Raw genomic sequence first — 4,510 nt, 5'->3', positions numbered from 1 at the left:
TGGCATTGAGAGTGTTTGGGCGTTATTAAAACGCGGTTATCATGGTGTATTTCATCATTTTTCAGATAAACATATCGGGCGTTATGTTGATGAGTTTGTTTTTAGGTTGAATGATGGTAATGTCAAACGATCGACACTGGATAGAATTGATTCAATTGTGTTTGGATTTAGTGGTAATAGACTGTCTTATAAGATGTTGGTGTTAATATAAGTTAGTCCCAAACTTTAAATTTTTAAGAGGTGAGAATAACCTAACCGAATTTAAAGAAAATGACAATAAAAGCCGATTCTTTTGTCAATCTTGCGGTGCGCCAATTATGGCAAAACTTAAAAATAACCCTGATTACACAAGGGTTAGACTAGGGACAATTACAACTGATGTTGATGAAGCCATTGAAAAACATATTTTTACTCAATCAAAAGCAAGCTGGGATACTATCTGTGATGATATTCCGCAACACAAAGAATGGTAAATTAGGAGTGGCAAATGAGTGGCAATAGTATTGGCAAATTATTCACAGTAACCACTGCTGGTGAATCACATGGCGAAGCACTGATAGGTATTGTTGACGGTTGCCCGCCTAATATGGCACTTTCTGAGGCTGACTTACAAGGGGACTTGGATTTAAGAAAGCCAGGTACTTCACGCCACACAACACAGCGTCGTGAAGAAGACCTGGTAAAAATTTTATCAGGCACTTTTGAAGGCAAAACTACCGGCACACCGATTGCACTCATCATTCAAAACACCGATCAACGCTCTAAAGACTATGGCAATATCGCCAACACTTTCCGCCCTGGTCATGCGGATTACACTTACGAACAAAAATACGGCATTCGTGATTATCGTGGTGGAGGGCGCTCTTCTGCGCGTGAGACAGCGATGCGTGTTGCCTGTGGCGGTATTGCTAAAAAGTATTTAAAACAAGAATTTGGTATTGAAATTAAAGGTTATCTTGCGCAGTTAGGACCCATTAAAACAGAAACATTGGATTGGAATGAAGTGCATAACAACCCTTTCTTCTGCCCTGATGTGAGTAAAGTGACAGAACTTGAAGAGTACATGGACGCTTTAAGAAAATCAGGGGATTCCATTGGTGCGCGTATCAACATAGTTGCCAGCAATATGCCAGTTGGATTAGGGGAGCCAATTTTTGACAGATTAGAAGCTGATGTTGCGCATTCAATGATGAGCATTAACGCCGTTAAAGGCGTAGAAATCGGTGCTGGATTTGACTGTATTACCCAAAAAGGCACACAGCATCGTGACACTATTACCCCGCAGGGTTTTGCATCTAATAATGCGGGGGGCACACTTGGTGGCATTAGTTCTGGACAAGATTTGTTAGTTTCTATCGCACTCAAACCAACTTCAAGCTTACGCCTTCCAATCGGCAGTATCGACAAAGATGGCAAACCAACAAAGGTCATTACCAAAGGTCGTCACGACCCATGCGTGGGCATTCGTGCCACGCCAATTGCTGAGGCAATGTTGGCAATTACGCTGATGGACCATGTGATGCGCCAGCGTGCGCAGAATACAGGGGTGAAATCATCTACGCCTGCTGTTCCTGCAAGTAAATAAAAATATAACAACCATTAATACAAGGAAGGAAAAATGCTTTTTTCTCTAATCAACAAATACATCTCTATTAATCCAAAAAATGATATCCTATCAGGGTTAACCGTTGCGCTTGCCTTAGTGCCAGAGGCGGTTGCCTTTGCTCTACTGGCTGGTGTGGGTCCATTAGTCGGTTTGTATGCTGCTTTTACCATTGGTTTGGTTACTTCGATTATCGGTGGTCGCCCAGGTATGATTTCTGGTGCAACAGGTGCGATTGCTGTAGTGATTGGCACACTGGTGGCAGTTCATGGTGTGGAGTATTTATTTGCTGCAGTAGTGCTCACAGGCCTTATTCAAATTGCTTTTGGCTTACTCAAACTTGGTAAATTTATTCGTCTCGTGCCACACCCTGTGTTTTTGGGCTTTGTAAACGGTATTGCGATGGTTATTTTTATCGGACAAATTAAACAATTTAAAATCGGCGATGCATGGATTACTGGCGAGCCATTAATGATTATGCTAGCCATTATTGCCGCTACAATGGCAATTATTTATTTATTACCAAAATTTACCAAAGTCGTGCCTGAAATTTTGGTGGCAGTTATCGTTGGTAGTTTAGCGGTGATTTGGCTTGGACTTGATACTCGCACAGTGGGTGATGTGGCTTCTATTAAAGGTGGTATTCCTGCTTTTCACATCCCTGATGTGGCGTTTAGTTTTGAAACACTAACAATCATTTTCCCTTATGCGCTTACCATGGCGTTAGTCGGCTTAATTGAAAGCTTGCTTACTTTGAACTTAGTTGATGACCTTACAGAAACCACAGGGCAGCCAAATCGAGAAAGTGTTGGTCAAGGTGTGGCAAATACACTAACAGGTCTATTTGGTGGCATGGGTGGCTGTGCAATGGTGGGCCAAAGTATTATTAATATTAAATCTGGCGGTCGTGGTCGTTTGTCAGGTATTGTTGCTTCAGTTGCATTGCTATTATTCATCCTTTATCTGTCTGAATACATTGAGATGATTCCAATTGCAGTATTGATCGGTGTAATGTTTATGGTGGTGATTGGCACCTTTGAATGGTGCACGCTAAGCTTGTTTGGCAAAATACCTGCATTAGACATTGTTACTGGTATTTCGGTGGCTGTTATTACTGTGTTGACTGACAACCTTGCATTAGCAGTGATTGTTGGTGTTATTCTGTCTGCCTTGTCTTTTGCTTGGGAGTCAGCCAGCAAGATTTTTGTTAAACAACATCAAAATGATAAAGGCAATAATGTCTATGAGGTGCACGGCACTTTGTTCTTTGCCTCAAAAGAGCATTTTCAAGAATTATTTAACCCTAAAGCAGACACCAATGATGTCTACATTGATTTTGGCAATGCTCGAGTGCTAGACCACTCAGCCATTCAAGCAATTGATAAATTGGCTATACGCTATAAACGCATTGGCAAAACATTGCACCTACAACACCTAAGTGCTGAGTGTCGATTGCTACTTAAAACCGCAAAAAACTTAGTAGAAGTCAATGTTTTAGAAGATCCTACCTACCATATAGCAGATGACAAATTAGCTTAGCACTTGAAATTTTAACTCAATATCCATATAATAAATATTGGAAATAAAAATATAAAAAAACACCATTTGGAGGTAAAAATATGAAAAAAACATTAGCGATAACTATATTACTAACATCAACATTGCTTAACGCAACACATGGATCTCATCAGCCAAATTTCTTTAATCACCACCCCACATTTAACCAAAATTTCTGGCGTGACTTTAATCATCAATTCCAACAATTTAACCATCAAATGAATGAACTTCAACACGATGCTCACGCTGTTAACACTTATTCAAAGCAGTACTTTGATAAGGCATCTAATCATTATGTTGTCAAGATTAAAACCCTAGGCATTGATAAAGTCAACTTTAACATCTCGACTGATAAAAACAACTTGATTATCAAAGCCAAACAAAATTCAAAGAGTGGCAATAGAAGCTCATCAAGCTATTTCTCGCAAGTCATTTCTATTCCCAAAGATGGCGATGCGGACAATATTATGACAGAGTTCAAAGAAGGTGTATTAAAGATATCAATCCCAAAACTTGACAAACCCAAGCCTCAGACTAGAAAAATAACTATCCAATAAAAGGAAAAAGCAAAGAAAGCCTGACTTTCTTCATTTGCCCTTTTCGTCGCCCCAAAGGAGCTTGTGCAGTTGCACTTGCAAACGCACATTGAGCTGCCCATCTAAGATCCACTGTGCCAACTGGGCAGGCTCAATAGCATCAAAAACAGAGGAAAACAACACTTCTGCTTGCGTTGGATATTTGCTTAAAAGTTTCACACTCCAATCAAAATCAGCCTTTGAGCCGATGACGAGCTTTAATTGATCTTTGGTTTCTAATTTTTCTATGTTGTCGTATAGGTTTTTATCCGATTCGTTTGATGAGGGAGTTTTAATATCCATCACAATGGATACATCTGGATTAATATCGGCAATATCAATACTGCCACTAGTCTCTAATGACACCTGATAATTTTCTTTAACCAGCCTATCCAGCAAAACATAGCAATTAATTTGTGCTAAAGGCTCGCCGCCTGTGACACAGACAAACTTAGTATTGTACTTTTTAACCTCAGTGAGTATGGTGTCAATACTAAGCGGATTGTTACCTTTAAAGGCATACTCAGTATCGCAATAACTGCATCTGAGTGGGCAGCCTGTGAGGCGTACAAACACGGTAGGCAAGCCCACTTCTCGTGCTTCGCCTTGCAAGGAATAAAAGATTTCGTTAATATTAAGTTCAGTATTCATAATGTGCGTGAGAATTTTCTAAAAGATTTAATCATTTCGTAAATTAATACAACTTGTAATATTTTATAAAAGAAAAATAGGTATCTGTCTACATCACTCACAAAGCTAAATCTAAATATCTTAT

General features: G+C 39.6%; 5 protein-coding genes and 1 pseudogene. 5 read left to right on the top strand and 1 reads right to left on the bottom strand.

Annotation, left to right across the window (positions count from 1 at the left end):
* The 5 genes and pseudogenes from BAZSYMA_RS01325 to BAZSYMA_RS01305 form a co-directional block, all read left to right on the top strand.
* On the top strand, window positions 1–211 hold a 211-nt coding region (locus tag BAZSYMA_RS01325; RefSeq protein ID WP_143243049.1), incomplete at its 5' end, for a transposase.
* A gap of 25 nt (window positions 212–236) precedes the next feature.
* A pseudogene (locus BAZSYMA_RS01320) lies at window positions 237–473 on the top strand (GFA family protein); the annotation flags it as partial.
* 14 nt (window positions 474–487) lie between these two features.
* The gene (aroC, locus tag BAZSYMA_RS01315) at window positions 488–1,585 is read left to right on the top strand and encodes a chorismate synthase (protein ID WP_090714786.1); all 1,098 of its coding nucleotides are present in this window, start codon (window positions 488–490) and stop codon (window positions 1,583–1,585) included.
* Between the two features lie 33 nt (window positions 1,586–1,618).
* Window positions 1,619–3,142, top strand: a complete 1,524-nt coding sequence (locus tag BAZSYMA_RS01310) for a SulP family inorganic anion transporter (RefSeq protein ID WP_090714783.1) — start codon at window positions 1,619–1,621, stop codon at window positions 3,140–3,142.
* Window positions 3,143–3,222: 80 nt separating this feature from the next.
* Window positions 3,223–3,717 (top strand): Hsp20/alpha crystallin family protein, encoded by a 495-nt coding sequence (locus BAZSYMA_RS01305; RefSeq protein WP_090714781.1) that lies wholly within the window; start codon window positions 3,223–3,225, stop codon window positions 3,715–3,717.
* A 30-nt stretch (window positions 3,718–3,747) separates the two neighbouring features.
* Here BAZSYMA_RS01305 and queE read toward each other — a convergent pair whose 3' ends face one another.
* Complete coding sequence (gene queE / locus BAZSYMA_RS01300; RefSeq protein ID WP_195910038.1) at window positions 3,748–4,386, bottom strand: 7-carboxy-7-deazaguanine synthase QueE; 639 nt, start codon at window positions 4,384–4,386, stop codon at window positions 3,748–3,750.
* Window positions 4,387–4,510: the final 124 nt, after the last annotated feature.

The organism is Bathymodiolus azoricus thioautotrophic gill symbiont, from assembly GCF_001298715.1.
GTDB lineage: Bacteria > Pseudomonadota > Gammaproteobacteria > PS1 > Pseudothioglobaceae > Thiodubiliella.
The sequence above is the reverse complement of the archived record's forward strand: the minus strand, read 5'-3'. Positions and strand labels throughout refer to the sequence as shown.

Bases quoted from the DNA above. Each gene is read 5' to 3' on its own strand.
- BAZSYMA_RS01305 (WP_090714781.1), top strand. From the start codon at position 3,223: ATGAAAAAAACATTAGCGATAACTATATTACTAACATCAACATTGCTT.
- queE (WP_195910038.1), bottom strand. From the start codon at position 4,386: ATGAATACTGAACTTAATATTAACGAAATCTTTTATTCCTTGCAAGGC.
- BAZSYMA_RS01310 (WP_090714783.1), top strand. From the start codon at position 1,619: ATGCTTTTTTCTCTAATCAACAAATACATCTCTATTAATCCAAAAAAT.
- aroC (WP_090714786.1), top strand. From the start codon at position 488: ATGAGTGGCAATAGTATTGGCAAATTATTCACAGTAACCACTGCTGGT.